16 protein-coding genes are annotated in these 14,485 nt (G+C 74.3%); 8 read left to right on the top strand and 8 right to left on the bottom strand.

Features of this window, described 5'->3' with window-relative positions:
- Positions 1 to 4: 4 nt before the first annotated feature.
- Genes AB0I41_RS16870 through AB0I41_RS16855 form a run of 4 tightly spaced genes read right to left on the bottom strand, consistent with a single transcriptional unit; the run spans position 5 to position 4,612 of the window.
- Positions 5 to 688 carry an SIS domain-containing protein gene (locus AB0I41_RS16870; protein WP_357107826.1) on the bottom strand — a complete coding sequence of 228 codons (684 nt, stop codon included), beginning with the start codon at positions 686 to 688 and terminating at the stop codon, positions 5 to 7.
- Entirely contained in the window at positions 688 to 1,905 is a 1,218-nt protein-coding gene (locus tag AB0I41_RS16865; RefSeq protein ID WP_357107823.1) for a glycosyltransferase, read from the bottom strand. The genes AB0I41_RS16870 and AB0I41_RS16865 overlap by 1 nt, the downstream gene beginning before the upstream one ends.
- Positions 1,890 to 2,864: a glycosyltransferase gene (locus tag AB0I41_RS16860; protein WP_357107820.1), complete on the bottom strand. Its 975-nt coding sequence runs from the start codon at positions 2,862 to 2,864 to the stop codon at positions 1,890 to 1,892. Before AB0I41_RS16860 ends, AB0I41_RS16865 begins: the two co-directional genes overlap by 16 nt.
- Positions 2,861 to 4,612 carry an HAD-IIIA family hydrolase gene (locus tag AB0I41_RS16855; RefSeq protein ID WP_357107971.1) on the bottom strand — a complete coding sequence of 584 codons (1,752 nt, stop codon included), beginning with the start codon at positions 4,610 to 4,612 and terminating at the stop codon, positions 2,861 to 2,863. Before AB0I41_RS16855 ends, AB0I41_RS16860 begins: the two co-directional genes overlap by 4 nt.
- A gap of 214 nt (positions 4,613 to 4,826) precedes the next feature.
- Here AB0I41_RS16855 and AB0I41_RS16850 point away from each other — a divergent pair, with 214 nt between their 5' ends.
- Positions 4,827 to 5,594: a polyprenol monophosphomannose synthase gene (locus AB0I41_RS16850; RefSeq protein ID WP_357107817.1), complete on the top strand. Its 768-nt coding sequence runs from the start codon at positions 4,827 to 4,829 to the stop codon at positions 5,592 to 5,594.
- A 267-nt stretch (positions 5,595 to 5,861) separates the two neighbouring features.
- Here the strand turns inward: AB0I41_RS16850 and AB0I41_RS16845 are convergent, their stop codons facing one another.
- On the bottom strand, positions 5,862 to 7,466 hold the full coding sequence (locus tag AB0I41_RS16845; RefSeq protein ID WP_357107814.1) for an NAD(P)/FAD-dependent oxidoreductase: 1,605 nt from the start codon (positions 7,464 to 7,466) through the stop codon (positions 5,862 to 5,864).
- A 72-nt stretch (positions 7,467 to 7,538) separates the two neighbouring features.
- On the opposite strand from AB0I41_RS16845, the gene AB0I41_RS16840 reads away from it, so the two are divergent.
- Positions 7,539 to 8,972, top strand: a complete 1,434-nt coding sequence (locus AB0I41_RS16840) for an aldehyde dehydrogenase family protein (protein ID WP_357107811.1) — start codon at positions 7,539 to 7,541, stop codon at positions 8,970 to 8,972.
- A gap of 93 nt (positions 8,973 to 9,065) precedes the next feature.
- Here the strand turns inward: AB0I41_RS16840 and AB0I41_RS16835 are convergent, their stop codons facing one another.
- Positions 9,066 to 9,467: a ChaB family protein gene (locus AB0I41_RS16835; RefSeq protein ID WP_357107808.1), complete on the bottom strand. Its 402-nt coding sequence runs from the start codon at positions 9,465 to 9,467 to the stop codon at positions 9,066 to 9,068.
- Positions 9,468 to 9,622: 155 nt separating this feature from the next.
- Between AB0I41_RS16835 and AB0I41_RS16830 the strand changes: the two genes are divergently transcribed.
- The 5 genes from AB0I41_RS16830 (at position 9,623) to AB0I41_RS16810 (ending at position 12,365) form a co-directional block, all read left to right on the top strand.
- Positions 9,623 to 10,606, top strand: coding sequence for a YihY/virulence factor BrkB family protein (locus AB0I41_RS16830; RefSeq protein WP_357107805.1), 984 nt, complete (start codon positions 9,623 to 9,625; stop codon positions 10,604 to 10,606).
- 53 nt (positions 10,607 to 10,659) lie between these two features.
- Positions 10,660 to 11,076 (top strand): DUF2795 domain-containing protein, encoded by a 417-nt coding sequence (locus AB0I41_RS16825; RefSeq protein WP_357107802.1) that lies wholly within the window; start codon positions 10,660 to 10,662, stop codon positions 11,074 to 11,076.
- A 54-nt stretch (positions 11,077 to 11,130) separates the two neighbouring features.
- A complete protein-coding gene (locus AB0I41_RS16820) occupies positions 11,131 to 11,592 on the top strand; it encodes an SRPBCC family protein (protein WP_357107799.1) in 462 nt (153 codons plus the stop codon).
- A gap of 117 nt (positions 11,593 to 11,709) precedes the next feature.
- The gene (locus AB0I41_RS16815; protein WP_357107796.1) at positions 11,710 to 11,970 is read left to right on the top strand and encodes a hypothetical protein; all 261 of its coding nucleotides are present in this window, start codon (positions 11,710 to 11,712) and stop codon (positions 11,968 to 11,970) included.
- Positions 11,971 to 12,152: 182 nt separating this feature from the next.
- Complete coding sequence (locus AB0I41_RS16810; RefSeq protein ID WP_357107793.1) at positions 12,153 to 12,365, top strand: hypothetical protein; 213 nt, start codon at positions 12,153 to 12,155, stop codon at positions 12,363 to 12,365.
- Positions 12,366 to 12,414: 49 nt separating this feature from the next.
- On the opposite strand, the gene AB0I41_RS16805 is transcribed toward AB0I41_RS16810, so the two are convergent.
- Positions 12,415 to 12,876, bottom strand: coding sequence for a hypothetical protein (locus AB0I41_RS16805; RefSeq protein WP_357107790.1), 462 nt, complete (start codon positions 12,874 to 12,876; stop codon positions 12,415 to 12,417).
- A 165-nt stretch (positions 12,877 to 13,041) separates the two neighbouring features.
- Between AB0I41_RS16805 and AB0I41_RS16800 the strand changes: the two genes are divergently transcribed.
- Positions 13,042 to 13,410 (top strand): DUF6401 family natural product biosynthesis protein, encoded by a 369-nt coding sequence (locus tag AB0I41_RS16800; RefSeq protein ID WP_357107787.1) that lies wholly within the window; start codon positions 13,042 to 13,044, stop codon positions 13,408 to 13,410.
- A gap of 87 nt (positions 13,411 to 13,497) precedes the next feature.
- Here AB0I41_RS16800 and AB0I41_RS16795 read toward each other — a convergent pair whose 3' ends face one another.
- A complete protein-coding gene (locus AB0I41_RS16795) occupies positions 13,498 to 14,373 on the bottom strand; it encodes a hypothetical protein (protein WP_357107784.1) in 876 nt (291 codons plus the stop codon).
- Positions 14,374 to 14,485: the final 112 nt, after the last annotated feature.

The raw sequence follows: 14,485 nt of genomic DNA, 5'->3' as shown, positions 1-14,485 counted from the left end.
CTCCTCATCCCGCCTCGACCCGCCGGTCGCCACCGTCGAGCACCACCTCGACGCCGGTACGGACCGGCGTGGCGGGCCGCCCGACGGTGGCCGGCCCGGCCACCGCCAGCGCCGTCGGCAGGGCCCGGTCGACGTACTCGCAGAGCATGTGGGTGGAGACCAGGTGCAGCTCCTGCACCACCTGGCTCGCCGGCGAGGCGATGGCGAGCGCCTCGTGGCAGGCGTCGGCGAGCGGGTTGGGCGCCGGGCCGGTGAAGGCCCAGCAGCGCAGCCCGGCCTCCCGTCCGGCGCGGGCGGCGGCCAGCAGGTTGGCGCTGGCGCCGCTGGTGGACATCAGCAGCAGGATGTCGTTCTTCCGGCCGTGGGCGCGGACCTGGCGGGCGAAGACCTCGTCGTAGCCGTAGTCGTTGCCGATCGCGGTCAGCGCGGAGGTCTCCGCGTGCAGCGCGATCGCCGACAGCGGCTGCCGGTCGTCGCGGAGCTTGCCGACCAGCTCGGCGGTGAGGTGCTGGGCCTCGGCGGCGCTGCCGCCGTTGCCGGCGACCAGCAGCCGGCCCCCGCCGGCCAGGGTGCCGGCCAGCTCGGTGCCCCACCGGGCCAGCAGCTGCTCCGAGGACCGGTACGGCAGCAGTGCCTCGGCCAGCAGGGTCAGGTGCGTCTCCAGCAGTCCCTCCGTCGCCGGCGTCATCAGGCGACCACCCGGGTCGGCCGGCGCACCGCGGCGACCTCGCCGTACAGCTCCGCCAGCCGCTCGGCGGCGGTCGCCCAGGAGTAGCTGCGCCGGGCCCGTTGCAGCGCCGCCGTGGCGTACCCGAAGCGGCGGATCCGGTCGTCGAGCAGGCGCTGGATCGCCCCGCCCAGGGCCTGCGGGTCGCGGGCCGGGACCAGGTCCCCGGTCACCCCGTCGACCACGGTGTCCTTGATCCCGCCCACGGCCGTGCCGACTACGGGCACGCCGCAGGCCATCGCCTCCAGCGGGGTGAGCCCGAACGGCTCGTACCAGGGGGCGGCGACCAGCAGGTCGGCGGAGCGGTACCAGCGGCCCATCTCCTCCCGCGGCACCGCGCCGACCAGCCTGACCCGGTCGGCCACCCCACAGGTGACGGCGAGGGCGCGCAGCCGGCGGGCGTACGGGTCGGTCTCCAGCAGGCCGGCCGGCGGGCCGCCCACCACCACGCACTCGGCGTCGGGCACCAGGGCCATCGCCCGGATCACCGTCTGGAATCCCTTGCGTTCCACCAGCCGCCCGACGGTGAGGATCCGGGGCCGGTCGGGTTCCCGCTCGGCGGCCGGGCCGAGCGGGGCGAAGCTGGCGAGGTTGACCCCGGACGGGACGACCGTCATCCGGGAGCGCGGGACGCCGAGCCGGACCAGCTCGCCCACCTCGTCCTGGCACTGCGCGACCACCCGGTCGACCGAGCGCCCCAGCTCCCGCTCGTACGCGATCCGCCGCGCCGGGCTGGTGTCCTGCACGCCCTGGTAGCGCCGTTTGACCGTGCCGAGCGCATGGTACGTCTGCACCACCGGCACCCCGGTCTGGCGGCTGGCGGCCAGCGCGGCGAGCCCACTCATCCAGAAGTGCGCGTGGATCACCTCGGGCGCCCAGTCGCCGCCGCGCCACCGTTCCACCAGCCAGCGGCTGAACTCCTTCATGTGCGGCAGCAGCTCGTCCTTGGCCAGCGGCTCGGCCGGACCGGCCGGCACGTGCACCACGTCGTACCCGTCCGGGGCGCGGACCGTGACCGGCAGGTCCACGGCGTCGCGTCGGGTGTAGACCCGGACGTCGTGCCCGGCGGCCGCCAGCGCGGCGGAGAGCTCCGCGACGTGGGTGTTCTGCCCACCGGCGTCCTCACCGCCCAGAATGGCGAGCGGACTGGCGTGCTCGGAGATCATCGCGATGCGCATACTTCCTCCTCCAGCAGGCGGTCCCAGTCGGCGAGGAAACGGTCCAGGCCGTAGCGGGCCCGGGCGGCGGTGCGCGCCTCGGCGCCGGCGCGACGGGCCTCGGCGGGCTGCGCGACGAACCGCCGCGCGGCCTCCAGCAGCGCGTCGACCCGGGTGGAGAGGGCACCGGCCCCGGGCGGCACGGCCTCGACGGCCTCGGTGGTGGCCAGCGCGACGACCGGCATGCCCATCGTCATGGCCTCGACGAGGCTGAGCCCGAGCGACGTCCACCGGCACAGGTGCAGGTACGCCCGCCGCCGCGCCAGCTCGGCGTGCATCCGGTGCTGCGGCACGTCGTCGTGGCTGGTCAGCCGGTCGGCGGGGAGGCCGAGGTGCTCCGCGAGCCCGGCGACCTTCATGCCGAACACGTCCAGCGGGGCGATCTCGGCGAAGCGGGGCAGCAGGTCGCTGCCGGTGACCCGCCAGCGGCGCACCGGCTCGTTGATGACGACCGCGAGCCGGTCCAGGTCGCCGGTCCACTCCACCGCGGGCGGGACCACCCCGTGCTCGACGACGGCGGTGCGGGTGGAGCCGTTGTCCCAGAACAGCTCGTTGAATCCGGTGACGTGGGTGAGCAGCAGGTCGTCGCGGTCGGCCATCGGGTGACGGGTGTTCGGGACATCGCCCTTGGGGGTGTTGTGCTCGACGTAGACCGCCGGCACGTCGCGCCCGGGCCGCCGGCCGAGCCAGTCGCAGGCCAGGTCGAATTCCTCTGGCCGTTGCAGCAGCACCACGTCGACCTCCTCCCGGCGCAGCTGCTGCGGGGTCACCTCGACGGCGTTGTCCGGCCAGGGGTAGGTGCGGGCCCGGCCCAGCCCGTACGGGCCGCGGTCGGGGGTGACCGGCACCAGGTAGCGGTGCCTGCCGTGCACGAAGGACGTGGTCCAGGAGCCGTGCACGTGCCACACCAGGATGTTCATCGGGCGCTCCCGCCGCCGGCGGCCACCGGGTCCGCGCCGACCGTGGCCGGCACGCCGACCGGCAAGGGCGCGTCGGCGGGTACGCCGAGCAGGCGTACCGCCGCCAGGACGCGGCCCGGTTCGACGGCCGACAGGCAGGGGTGGCCGGGCACCGGGCAGCGGGTGGCCCGGGTGTCCCGGCAGGGCGCGGCGGCGTCGCCGAGGCGTACGGCCGGCACCCGGTAGGGCCCCCACTGTCCGAACGGGACGGTGGGGGCGAAGAGGCTCACCACCGGTACGCCCAGCGCGGCGGCCAGGTGCGCGGGGCCGGTGTTGCCGACCACCAGCGCGCCCGCGCCGGCAAGCACGGCGGCGAGGTCGGCGAGGCCGGTTCGGCCGCCGAGGTCGACGCCGGCGTCCCCGGCCACCCGGGCGGTCAGCTCCGTCTCGTCCGGGCCGCCGGTCACCGCCACCCGGTGTCCGGCCGCGGTGAGCACCTGGACGATCCGGGCGGCGAGCTCGGGCGGGCAGGCCCGGGTCTCCACCGCCGAGCCGGGGTGCAGCACCACGTAGCCGGGGCCGCCGAGCCGGGCCGGCGGGGGCGGCAGCCCGTCGGTCCGGATGCACAGCGCCGGATCGTCGGCGGCCGGGAGCGGGAAACCGGCGGCCGCGGCCAGCGAGAGCGCCCGTTCCGGCTCGGGCAGCCCGTCGGGCGCCCGGTGTCGGACGTCGAGCAGCGAGCCGGGGTAGTCGTCGCTGATGGCGCTGATCCTCGGCACGCCGGCGAGGCGCAGGAGCAGGGCGAGGGGTAGCGGGGTCTGGTGGAAGGAGGTGAAGATGATGGCTTCGTCGGCGCCGATGCGGGTGAGGCGGTCGGTGAGTCGGCGGATGTCGTCGGGGTCGACGGGGTGCGGGCTGCCGTCGATCCAGGGCAGGGGCCATTCGATCAGCTCGTCGACGCCGGGCAGCAGGGCGGCGGCGTCGCGGCCGCGGGGGCCGCAGAGCATGACGACCCGCTGCGCGCCGGCGGCGACGGCGCGGACGGCGGGCCCGGTGACGAGCACGTCGCCGGCGGAGTCGCTGCGGACGACGAGGACGGTGCGGGCGCGTCGGGGTGCGGTGGGGCGCAGCGCGGCTTGGCGGTGCAGGATCTCCTCGACGGCCGCCGGCAGGTCGCGGGCGACGTGCGGGGCGGCGGCCACCTCCTCGGGTCGGGTGACCGGGGTGGGGACGAGGAGACCGGTGGCGCCGGCGGCGAGCGCCGCGGTCATGTCCCGGCCGATGTCCCCCACCATCACACAACGGGCGGGGGTGGTGCCGAGCGCGGCGGCGGCCCGCTCGACCAGGCCCGGGGCGGGCTTGCGGCAGCGGCAACCGTCACCGTCGTCGTGCGGGCACACCTGCCAGGTGTCGAACGGCCCCAGCAACTCCTCCACCCGGGCGTTCACCCGACGCAGGTCGTCTGCGGTGAACAACCCCCGCGCCAGACCGGACTGGTTGGTCACCACACCCAACCGCAGGCCCGCCGCGCGCAGCCGGTCCAACGCCTCCCGCGCCCCCGGCACCGGACGCACCTTCTCCGGATCCCCGTTGTACGGCACATCCTCGACCAACGTGCCGTCCCGGTCCAGCAGCACTGCGTCAAACAGGACCGGCCGGATCACGGCTCGGTCGACAGCCGGGTCAACCCGGCCTGACCTGCGCTGATCCGGCTCCATCTGGTCCCGTCGCACGGGCGGCGGGTTCCCGGAGCCCTGGGGAGTAAACATCATCTACCCGGGGGTACGGCTCGTTGCCGCCCAGCCCGCGCAGGGGTCGCCGACCGGGCCTTACCCGTCGCCCCGGAGAAGCTAACGCGCTCACCGAGCCGGCAGAAGGCGGATCAGCGCGAGCAGCGGTGAGAGGCGGGGAGCCTCGACGGGGCCCGACGGCGCACTGGCTACCCTTTGGGGGAAAACCGTCGGCAACCAGAGGATGTCCGTCATGATCGAACCCGTGGAGCTGCCCTCGCCGTGGCGGGAAGCACGCCTGACCGTCGTGGTCCCGACCTACAACGAGGCGGGCAACCTCCCGGTGCTGGTCGAGCGGCTCCTCGCCCTGCCACTGCCCGACCTGAAGGTGCTGGTGGCGGACGACAACTCCCCGGACGGCACCGGCGAGGTGGCCGACAAGCTGGCCATCGAGCACCCCGACCGGATCCAGGTCGTACACCGGGCCGGCAAGGAGGGCCTGGGCCGGGCGTACGTCGACGGGATCGGCCGGGCGCTCGACGGCGGCGCCGACTATGTGGCGCAGATGGACGCCGACCTGTCCCACCCGCCGGAGGCGCTGCCCGGCATGCTCGGCGCGCTGCTCTCCACCCAGGCCGGCGTGGTGATCGGCTCCCGGTACGTGCCCGGTGGCGAGCTGGACGAGAACTGGCCGTTCTACCGCCGCGCGCTGAGCGGCTGGGCGAACCTCTACGTGCACACCCTGCTGCGGGTGCGGATCCGTGACCTCACCGCCGGCTTCAAGATCTGGCGGGCGGACGCGCTGCGCGACATCGGCCTGGAGCGGGTGCAGTCCAACGGGTACAGCTTCCAGGTCGAGATGCACTACCTCGCCACCAAGCTGGGGCACACCATCCTGGAGGTGCCGATCCGCTTCGAGGAGCGCCGCGACGGCGACTCGAAGATGACCACCGCCACCAAGGTGGAGAGTGCGCTGATGCCGTTCAAGCTGCGTACCCGGCACCGCAACCTGGAGCGCTGACCCGCTCCCTCCGATGCCGGACGGTCACGAACAGTGACGTCCCTGGCGGCGCGCGCTCTCGTGAGCGATATGCCTGAGAGGCACAGATATGCCTCTCAGGCATATCGCTCTCCATGACTTGCGCCTCCCCGGAGACGACACGCCGACCGGCCCAGGGCCGGGGGCCGTCGACGAGAGGCGTTCCCGCCGGCCCGGTGCATCCGATCCGGAGCCCGCCGGCCGGGAACGGCGACGCGCGCATCGGCGCCCGGCCGGCGTTGGTCCAGGTCAGCGGTAGACGGCGCGGTGCGCGGCGCCGATCGCCCGGGCGTACAGGCCGCCGGTCAGGGCGCGGTTGCGGCTCAGCGCCGCCTGCGCCGCGTTCGCGCCCGGCGCGCCGTGCACCCCGCCGCCCGGGTTCGCCGAGGCGCTGGCCAGGTAGAGCCGGTCGATCGGGGTGTCCGGCCGGCCGAGCCCGGGCACCGGGCGGAGGAAGAGCTGCTGGTACGCGGCGGACGTGCCGCCACCCACGGCGCCGCCGACCAGGCTCGGGTTGCGGTCCTCCAGGTCGGCGGGGCCGGCCACGAAGCGGCCCCGGACCAGCCCCTTGAAGCCGGGGGCGAAGCGCTCCAGCACCGCCTCCATCCGGTCCACGTGCGCGGCCACGTCCTCGGCCCGCCAGTCCCGCCGGAACGGCAGGTGGGTGTACGACCAGAGCGACTCCGTACCGGCCGGCGACCGGGTCGCGTCGGCGGTGGTCAGCTGACCGACCAGCAGGAAGGGGTCCTCCGGCACCTGCCCGCAGGCCAGCTCCGCCGCGTAGCGGGTGAGGCCGTCGACGTCCGTGGCGAGATGCACGGTGCCCGCCCCGGCGACCTGCGGGTTGGTCCACGGCATCGGCCCGTCCAGCGCCCAGTCGACCTTGACCGTCGACCCGTCCCAGCGGAAGTGGTCGAGGTCCTCGACCAGCTGGGGCGGCAGCCGGGCCGCGCCGACCAGATCGAGGTAGAGCGCGGGCGCCGGCACGTCGGCCAGCACCGCCCGGCGGGCCCGCCAGGTGGCACCGCCCTCGGTCCGTACGCCCATCGCCCGGCCCCGGGCCACCAGCACCCGGTCGACCCGGGCGGAATAGGTGATCCGGCCGCCCCGGGCAATCAGCCGCGCCACCAGCGCGTCGGTGATCCGCTGCGCGCCGCCCACCGGCACCGGCCAGCCGACCTCCTGTCCGAGCATGGCGAGCAACCAGCCGTAGATGCCCGACCCGGCGTCGTCCGGCGACAGGTCGGTGTGCAGGGCGCAGCTGGAAATCAGCGCGGTCGCGCCCTCGCCCCGGAACACCTCGCGCCCGAACTGCCGGCTCGGCAGCACCAGCCGGCGGGCCAGCCGCAGCGCGCCCGCGGTGCGGAGTCGAGCCAGCAGCTCCAACCCGTCACGGACCGGCGGGAACGGGGTGAACAGGGCGTTCAGCATTGGCCGTGAGATGGCCCGCCACTCGCCGTACGAGTCGAGCCAGCGCTGCCCGTCGCCGGGCGCGAACGCCTCCATCGACGCGGCGCTGCGGTCGGGGTCACGGTTGAGCACCGCCGCCCGGCCGTCCGGCATCAGGTGCGCCAGCACGTCGGGGGCGTGCGTCCAGGCCAGCCCGTACGCGTCGAGGCCCAGCCGGCGCAGCACCGGTGAGGCGTACCCGAGGGGGTAGAAGGAGCTGTAGAGATCGCTCAGGTAGCCGGGGGCGGTCACCTCGGCGGACCGCACCGCCCCGCCCGGGGCGCCGGTGGCCTCCAGGACCAGCACGTCCCAGCCGGCGTCGGCGAGCAGGTTGGCGGCCACCAGTCCGTTGTGCCCGGCGCCGACGACGACGGCGTCCGCGGTGTCCGTGCCGGTCGCGATCATCCGATCCGCCTACCCGGCCACCAACCGGGCGAAACGCGTTTGCCTCGCGGGGACCGGGGCATCCACTGCCGCATGTACAGGGTTGAACAGCTCATCGGTGGAGTGTGGGGCGCGGGCGGCGCGGGCGGCGAACTGGTCGTGCACGATCCCGCCGACGGCACGCCGGTCAGCACCGTCCCGCTGGCGACGGCGGACGAGGTGGCCAAGGCGGTCGAGGCGGCCCGGGGCGCGGCGGCGGAGTGGGCGGCGACCGCCCCGGCGGAGCGGGCGGCGGCGCTGCACCGGGCGGCGGACGCGCTGGCCGGGGCGGCCGACGAGCTGGCCGAGGCGACGACGGCGGAGATGGGCAAGCCGCTCGGCGACGCCCGGGGCGGCGTGGAGGCGGGCATCGGCACGCTGCGACAGTACGCCGAGTTGGGCCCGGTGCGGGGTGGACGGACGCTGCACGGTGGTAGGGACGCCATCGACTTCATGGTGCCGGAGCCGCGCGGGGTGGTCGCCGCGCTCACCCCGTGGAACGACCCGGTGGCGGTCTCCTGCGGCCTGCTCGGGGCGGCCCTGGTCACCGGCAACGTGGCGCTCTACAAGCCGAGCGAGCGGACCCCGGCCACCGGCTGGCTGCTGGCCCGGCTGCTCGACGGCGTGCTGCCCGCCGGGGTGCTGACCCTGCTGACCGGCGGTGGCGACGTGGGCGCGGCGCTGGCAGCGCAGGAGGTGGACATGGTGGCCCACGTGGGCTCCACCGCCACCGGCCGGGCCATCGCGGCGGCCTGCGCCCGGACCGGCGCGAAGGCGCTGCTGGAGAACGGCGGCAGCGACCCGCTGATCGTCGACGCCGGGGTGGACCCGGTGTGGGCGGCCGGGCAGGCGGCGATCGGCTCGTTCGCCAACGCCGGGCAGATCTGCGTCGCGGTGGAGCGGATCTACGCGCACCGGGACGTGGCGGAGGACTTCGTCGACGCGCTGGTCGAGCGGGCCCGGGCGCTGCGGGCCGGGCCGGGCCGGGACCCGGAGACCGAGCTGGGCCCGCTGGTGGACCGGCGGCACCGGGACCACGTACACGGCCAGGTGACCGCGGCGGTGGCCGAGGGGGCGACGCTGCGCACCGGGGGTGTGCTGCCGGAGGGGCCGGGGGCGTTCTACCCGGCGACGGTGGTTTCCGGCTGCCGGCACGAGATGACGCTGGTCCGCGAGGAGACGTTCGGGCCGGTGGCGCCCGTGGTGGTGGTGGACTCGTTCAGCGAGGCGTTGCGCTGCGCCGCCGACTCGCCGTACGGGCTGGCCGGCACGGTGCTCACCGCGTCGATGAGCCACGCGCAGCGGGCCTGGCGGGAACTGCCGGTGGGCACGGTCAAGGTCAACGCGGTGTTCGGCGGCGCGCCGGGCGGTGCCGCGCAGCCGCGCCGCGGCAGCGGCCAGGGCTTCGGGTACGGCCCGGAGCTGCTCGACGAGTTCAGCACGATGAAGACGGTGCACCTCGAGGCCCCGGGTGGCGGCCACTGGTGACCGACCACCACACCGCCCAACCCACCCTCGTTCACGGAAAGAGTGGTTGTTCCGTTCGGAACAACCACTCTTTCCGTGAAAGTGCGCGCCGGGTCAGTCGCCGCGGGCCCTGGCGGTTTGGCGGTCGTTGGCCTTTTCGATCGCCTTGACCAGTTCCGGCTTGGTCATCCGGGACCGGCCGGGCACGTCCAGCTTGCGGGCCACCCCCATCAGGTGGTCCTTGGTGGCGTTGGCGTCCACGCCGCCCGCCGTGGGGGCCCTTCGGGCCGGTCCGCCGCCCTGCGCCTGCTGGTCGCTGGGTCCCTTGCGTCCCTTGGGCTCCCAGTGGTCGCCGACCTTCTCGTACTCGTGCTTGACGGCGGCGAACGCGGTGCGGTGCGCCCGCTCCCCCTCGCCGTACGTCTCCACCGCCGAGTCGTGCGTCTTCTCCCAGGTGCGCTGCGCCTTCTCCGGGGAGCGCCGCAGCGTGCTGGGCAGTACCTCGCGCCCGGGCATCTCGTCCTCCTCCGCGTCGGTGTCCTCCGTGTGGACGGTTCCCTGGGGCCCCGTCGGCAAACCCGCCCGCCGGGTTTGTCGATTTCCGGTGCCGGGTACCGGCGGGGTCAGCGAATGCCGGCTCACCCGGCGAGGTCGGGCGACAGGAGCGGGACATGGCAGCGACGACGGAGCCGACCGCGGCCGCCGACGGCCGGGAGGGGCTGCGGGTCCCCCGCCGGGTCCGCCAGCTGAACTGGTCCACCTGGCGTGGCGTGCTGCTGCGCGGCGGGCGCAACTTCGTCAGGGACAACTGCGCGGACTGGGCGGCGGCGCTGACCTACTACGGCGTGCTCGCCCTCTTCCCCTCCACCGTGGTGGTGGTCGCGCTGGTCGGCCTGGTCTCCGACGGGGAGCGCACCGTCGACACGATGCTGGACCTGGCCCGTGACATCGGCGCCGGCTCGGTGGTCGCCGACGACGGCTTCGTGTCGGTGGTACGCACGGTGGTCGACCAGCAGAGCGGGGCGAAGGTGCTGCTCAGCTTCGGTCTGCTCGGCGCGCTCTGGTCGGCGTCCGGGTTCATCGGCGCGTTCACCCGGGCCTCCAACGCGATCTACGGGGTCGAGGAGGGGCGGCCGTTCCACCGGCTGCGCCCGATGCAGATCGGCCTGGCGGCCCTCTCCCTGGTCCTGCTGGCCGTGGTGGCGCTCGGGCTGATCGTCAGCGGGCCGGTGACCGACGCGGTGGGCGACCTGGTGGGCGCCGGCGGGCTGGCCCGCACGGTGTGGAGCGTGGCCAAGTGGCCGGTGCTGGCGCTGGTGATGATGACGCTGCTGTCCCTGCTGTTCTGGATCGCCCCGAACGTCCCGCAACCGCGCTTCCGCTGGCTGACCGCGGGCGGGGCGGTGGCGCTGCTCTCCTGGATCGTCGTCTCCGCCGGTTTCGGCCTGTACGTCGCCAACTTCGGCTCCTACGACGTCACGTACGGCAGCCTCGGCGCGGTCATCGCCTTCCTGGTCTGGCTCTACCTGTCCAACTGCGCGCTGATGTTCGGCGTGCAGATCAACGCCGAGCTGCGACGGGGCCGGGTGCGCCAGGCCGGGGCGGTGGACCCGGGGGAGCCCGTCCTGCCGCCGAAGGCCGCCGCCGATTCGTGACCGCGTGCCGGGTTCGGCGTTTCCCGGGGGCCGGCGGGGGTAGCACACAAGGCATGGAACGTGGCAACAGCAAACACGGACCGAGGGTCGACGAAAACATGAGTCAGGAGGTCAGCGGCCTCGTACAGGGGCCGGGGGCCGCTGGCTCCCGGGTCGAGGAGTCCCGCCAGCCGGAACCGGCCGGCGAGGACCAGCCGGAGCCGAAAACGGTGACGGCCGGCGCCTCTCGCGGCGGCAACCCGCAGGGGATGAGCGCCGACGATGTCGAGGAGCGCAGCCGACTCGGCCGGTTCATCACCATGACGGCTCTGCCCGGCGACCGCGAGACGCTGATCGAGAACGCGCGCGCCAACCAGGCGCCCGCCGACCTGATCGCGGAGCTGGAGCGGCTGCCCGACGGTACGCGGTACCGCACCGTTTCCGAGGTGTGGGCCGCACTCGGTCACAAGAACGAGACGACGCGCTGGTAAGGCGGATCGGCCCCCCGATCCGGACGAGCACCGGCGACCAGAGGAGGAATCTTCATGAGCGGCCTTACCGAGCACGTGGACGTCTCCGTCCCGATCCGCACGGCGTACGACCAGTGGACCCAGTTCGAGGAGTTCCCCCACTTCATGGAGGGGGTGCAGGAGGTCCGGCAGCTGTCGGACACGATGACCCACTGGACGGTCGAGATCGCCGGGGTCAAGCGTGAGTTCGACGCCGAGATCACCGAGCAGCTCCCCGACGAGCGGGTGGCCTGGAAGTCGACCGGCGGCACCCAGCAGGCCGGCGTGGTCACCTTCCACCGGCTCGACGAGGGCAAGACCCGGGTCACCCTGCAGATGGACTTCGAGCCGCACGGCGTGGTCGAGCGGGCCGGCGACAAGCTGGGTGTGGTCGACCGTCGCGCCAGGGGCGACCTGGAGCGGTTCAAGCAGTTCATCGAGCGCCGCGGTCAGGAGACCGGCGCCTGGCGGGGCAAGGTGGACCGCCCGCAGCCGTGATCCGCTCCCCCGGAAACTCGCGTCTCGATGGCCGCCGGCACTCCGGCGGCCATCACCGCGTCCGGGCCCCGGGCCCGATGGCCGTTTGCGATCATCAGCTCCGGGTACGGCAAGGGGATGACGGAGAACGACGACAGGGTGTGGCGGGACGAGCAGAAGACCCCGCTGGAGGAACTGGAGCGGGCGATCGCCCGGTCGACCATCGACGGGCAGGGCGACGACGTCACCGGCAACGACGCCGGCGAGGAGGCCGCCTTCGGGCACGGCCCCGAGGCGGTGGATCGGGGCGCCGGGCCGGAGGCCGAACGGCGCGAGATGACCGACTCGGAGCGGGCGTACCGCCCGTCCACCACCGGCCGGACCGGCCCCGACGTCTGACCCGCCCACCCACCGGCCCGAGCCCGACGTGGTCGGCTCCATGGCGGCGAGGTGGCGGCATCCCGGCCCCCTCCCCTGAACCGGCAAGATGGAACGCCCGGACGGGCAGGATTCCGGACAGGCCAGTCAGAATCCGCCGTTCGGCTGACGGCAAGCGGGGGCTGTCGCGCAAGACTCTCGGGATGCAACAGGGCTCCGGCTTCCTCACCACCCGTCAGCGCCGTCTCGCCTGGTTCGGCTTCCTGCTCGCCGCCGCCCAGGCCCCGGTCGCCGCCAAGCTGGTCTCCGACGACTCCTGGCTGTTCAGCCTCTGCGTCGCGCTCATGGTGGCCACGGTGATCATCGCCGACGACGCCAGCCGGCGTCGCCCGGCGGACGCGCCCTCGGCCGACTGACGTCCGGCTCACCACCCTCGCCCCGACGCGGGGACCCGTGCCGCTCGCCTCAGTCGCGGGGTGAGCCCGGCTCGGCGGGGCGGGCCTCGTGCCCGGACCTGCCCGGGGTGCGCCGCTGCTCCTTCATCTCCGCCTCGTACAGGTGCCGCCGGCCGTCGACCAGCTGGTCCCGGGCGGCGCGATCCAGCTCGCGGAAGAGCGCGTAGTAGTTGTCGTCGAAGTCCTCGACGATCTGAAACGTCCAGCGACCGGCGATCACGTTGCGGCCGAGCAGCTCGGTGGAGACCCGCTCCGCGATGTCGTCGTGGCCGGCGGCCCGGAACTGCGCGACCGCGTCGTCGAGCATCAGGTCGGCGTGCCCGATCAACTGGTGCAGTGAGTAGAGGTGCCCGCGTGCCCGCTGCACCGTCTCCAGCGCCTCGCTGAGCTTGCCCAGCGCGGCCACCGTCTCGTCGGTCACCCCGTCCGGCCGGCGGTGCCGCCGGTCCGGGCCGTCCTCGTGCTGTCCCATCCGTTCCTCCATGGTGCCGGCTGCGCCCGTTCGCGCCCGGTTCTCCCTCTGCCCGGCCTGGGCCGGGTCAATCCCCGCGGAGGAGGGTGGTTGACCGGAGGAGGACCTGGGACCGACCGAGCGGCCGAGGCCGCCGGGGCCGCCGGGTGACTAACGTGGGTCCCCATGCGTGTGCCGTACCCCCAGGTCGCGAGCCGGACCGCCGCGAGCGCGGCGCGGTCCGCCCTCGCCCTGCTCTCCACCTCGGTCGGCGCCTCCGGCCTCGCCGCGGCCGCCGCCAACCCCGGCCTGCTCGCGATGGTCGACCAGCACGCCGCGGCGGTACGCGACAGCCTCGACGGCGACCGGCGACCGCTGTCCCCGGCGGCGCTGGTCGGGTACGCCGACGGCCTCCGGGCGGGCGCACTGGAGCACGGCCTGGTCCCGCCCACCGGCGCGGTCGACTGGACGGAGCCGGACTGGCTGCGCATCCGCCTGCTGGCGGTCTGCGCGCTGGCCCGCACGCTCGACCCGCGCCACCTCGAACCGGCGTAACGCGCCCGAGGCGCCTGTCACGAGCCCGGGACATGACGGAGGGTGCCCGCGCCACGCGCGGACCCCCTCCATCGGTACTCCTCCGACTCAGGTCCCCGGACGCGGGAACTGCTGGGTCTCCTCGCCCACGTTCCCGGAGTGGTACGTCCCCCGGCCCCCGGCCGCCGTCCGGGCCTCCTCGGCGCGCGGCATGGCCTGCGTCGGCTCGCCGGCCCGGTCAGCCATCTGCCGGTTCATGTCGCCCCGCCCGGCCGCCTGCGCCTGACGGTGCTCCTGGATGGTCCGCGACTCCTGGGCCGCCCGGTCCAGCCAGCGGTCCCAGCGGCTCTGCATCGGCTTCACCAGACCGCCGCCGACGCCGACGATCAGGATGCCGGCCACCGTGGCGAGCACCGCGATCAGCACCGGCGTGGTCACCGTGGTGGCGATGCCCACCTGGTTCAGCGCGGCGATGATGCCGAGCGCCAGAATGAAGACCGCCGTCAGGTCGCCGAGGAGCCGGCCGTACGACAGGCCCCCCAGCGCGCCGGTGACCAGGTCCCGGACGGCGTTGGCGATCGCGGCCGCCACGACCACGATGATGATCGCCACGAACGCGCGCGGCAGCCAGGCCACCACGCCCCGGATCAGGTCACTGATCGCGTTCGGTCCCCACACCCCGAAGGCGAACTGCAGGGTGAACAGCAGGACCGCGTAGTACGCGAGCCTCGCCAGGATGCCACTGGCGTCATACTTCGTGCGTTCGAGCGCGCGTTTGACGCCACCCCGTTCGACCGCCCGGTCGAATCCCACCCGTTCCAGCACCGTGTCCACGACTTTGAGTACCGCTCGGGCGATGAGCCAACCCACCACGAGGATCACGATGAACGCGACCGCCCTCGGGATGAAGAGCAGCACCGAGCGCCAAAAGTCGGTCAGGGCGGGGCCGATGTTGACCTGCCTGACCGCAAGGGTTTCCGGCATGATGTCCCTCCTGTCGCATGGACTGCGCCCGCCGCATACCCGGTCGGTCGGACAGCACGCCGCGACTCCCGGGACCAATTTCCCGACATGTCCCCCGAAAGGGCACCCGACC

It is taken from the genome of Micromonospora sp. NPDC050200 (genome assembly GCF_040656135.1).
In the GTDB taxonomy this organism is placed as follows: domain Bacteria; phylum Actinomycetota; class Actinomycetes; order Mycobacteriales; family Micromonosporaceae; genus Micromonospora.
The sequence above is the reverse complement of the archived record's forward strand: the minus strand, read 5'-3'. Positions and strand labels throughout refer to the sequence as shown.

Bases quoted from the DNA above. Each gene is read 5' to 3' on its own strand.
- AB0I41_RS16855 (WP_357107971.1), bottom strand. From the start codon at position 4,612: ATGTTTACTCCCCAGGGCTCCGGGAACCCGCCGCCCGTGCGACGGGAC.
- AB0I41_RS16850 (WP_357107817.1), top strand. From the start codon at position 4,827: ATGATCGAACCCGTGGAGCTGCCCTCGCCGTGGCGGGAAGCACGCCTG.
- AB0I41_RS16835 (WP_357107808.1), bottom strand. From the start codon at position 9,467: ATGCCCGGGCGCGAGGTACTGCCCAGCACGCTGCGGCGCTCCCCGGAG.
- AB0I41_RS16805 (WP_357107790.1), bottom strand. From the start codon at position 12,876: ATGGGACAGCACGAGGACGGCCCGGACCGGCGGCACCGCCGGCCGGAC.
- AB0I41_RS16810 (WP_357107793.1), top strand. From the start codon at position 12,153: ATGCAACAGGGCTCCGGCTTCCTCACCACCCGTCAGCGCCGTCTCGCC.
- AB0I41_RS16840 (WP_357107811.1), top strand. From the start codon at position 7,539: ATGTACAGGGTTGAACAGCTCATCGGTGGAGTGTGGGGCGCGGGCGGC.
- AB0I41_RS16860 (WP_357107820.1), bottom strand. From the start codon at position 2,864: ATGAACATCCTGGTGTGGCACGTGCACGGCTCCTGGACCACGTCCTTC.
- AB0I41_RS16830 (WP_357107805.1), top strand. From the start codon at position 9,623: ATGGCAGCGACGACGGAGCCGACCGCGGCCGCCGACGGCCGGGAGGGG.
- AB0I41_RS16800 (WP_357107787.1), top strand. From the start codon at position 13,042: ATGCGTGTGCCGTACCCCCAGGTCGCGAGCCGGACCGCCGCGAGCGCG.
- AB0I41_RS16865 (WP_357107823.1), bottom strand. From the start codon at position 1,905: ATGCGCATCGCGATGATCTCCGAGCACGCCAGTCCGCTCGCCATTCTG.
- AB0I41_RS16870 (WP_357107826.1), bottom strand. From the start codon at position 688: ATGACGCCGGCGACGGAGGGACTGCTGGAGACGCACCTGACCCTGCTG.
- AB0I41_RS16795 (WP_357107784.1), bottom strand. From the start codon at position 14,373: ATGCCGGAAACCCTTGCGGTCAGGCAGGTCAACATCGGCCCCGCCCTG.
- AB0I41_RS16825 (WP_357107802.1), top strand. From the start codon at position 10,660: ATGGAACGTGGCAACAGCAAACACGGACCGAGGGTCGACGAAAACATG.
- AB0I41_RS16845 (WP_357107814.1), bottom strand. From the start codon at position 7,466: ATGATCGCGACCGGCACGGACACCGCGGACGCCGTCGTCGTCGGCGCC.
- AB0I41_RS16820 (WP_357107799.1), top strand. From the start codon at position 11,131: ATGAGCGGCCTTACCGAGCACGTGGACGTCTCCGTCCCGATCCGCACG.
- AB0I41_RS16815 (WP_357107796.1), top strand. From the start codon at position 11,710: ATGACGGAGAACGACGACAGGGTGTGGCGGGACGAGCAGAAGACCCCG.